Raw genomic sequence first — 271 nt, 5'->3', positions numbered from 1 at the left:
GGAACTGGATGAGCTGGCGTCGGGCATCAACCGCATGGCCGGCACCCTGCAAAATGCCCGCGAAGAACTCCAGCACAGTGTCGATCAGGCCACCGAAGACGTGCGCCAGAATCTGGAAACCATCGAGATCCAGAACATTGAACTGGACCTGGCGCGCAAAGAGGCGCTGGAAGCCAGTCGGATCAAATCCGAATTCCTCGCCAACATGAGTCACGAGATCCGCACGCCGCTCAACGGCATTCTCGGTTTCACCCATCTGTTGCAGAAAAGC

Annotated in this window: 1 protein-coding gene; it reads left to right on the top strand. The window is 57.6% G+C overall.

The genetic code is table 11. From position 1 onward, the window contains the following. Window positions 1-271 (top strand): histidine kinase dimerization/phospho-acceptor domain-containing protein (locus tag BK660_RS31890; protein WP_148057544.1); only part of this gene is annotated, 271 nt, incomplete at both ends.

This window comes from Pseudomonas brassicacearum (genome assembly GCF_003732265.1).
GTDB lineage: Bacteria > Pseudomonadota > Gammaproteobacteria > Pseudomonadales > Pseudomonadaceae > Aquipseudomonas > Aquipseudomonas brassicacearum_D.
This window is presented reverse-complemented; position numbering and strand designations above follow the sequence as displayed.